Source organism: Halomonas marinisediminis (assembly GCF_004347715.1).
In the GTDB taxonomy this organism is placed as follows: Bacteria; Pseudomonadota; Gammaproteobacteria; order Pseudomonadales; family Halomonadaceae; genus Halomonas; species Halomonas icarae.
The window spans coordinates 1-296 of the sequence record NZ_SLTR01000274.1 but is presented as its reverse complement, the minus strand read 5'-3'; the positions used below and the strand labels follow the sequence as shown (position 1 = coordinate 296).

The following is a 296-nucleotide window of genomic DNA, read 5'->3' as shown; positions in this document are numbered from 1 at the left end:
AACCTTTTTTATAAAAATAACGAGCCTTGTAATCGTGGATTTTAAAAACTACTAAATCCTTTCCAGAAAATCTGTCCTTTTCAGTATAATCGTATTGCCAGTTTTGATAGTTTACAATTTTTTTGATTTTAGTTATTATTTTATCGTTTCCAGTTGCTATGTTTATTGAATTTATGTTTTCAAATAAATTAGAATGTATAGAGACTGTAAACTCCTCTTTGTAAATTAAATTCCAATAATTTTTTCCACTTTGCTCTTTCAAATAATTAAAACCGTATTTTTTTAGTACAGATTTA

The 296-nt window shown here is 24.7% G+C and carries 1 protein-coding gene; it reads right to left on the bottom strand.

Features of this window, described 5'->3' with window-relative positions; genetic code table 11:
* Positions 1-296: hypothetical protein (locus tag E0702_RS19210; protein ID WP_165927597.1), on the bottom strand; the 296-nt coding region annotated here is incomplete at both ends.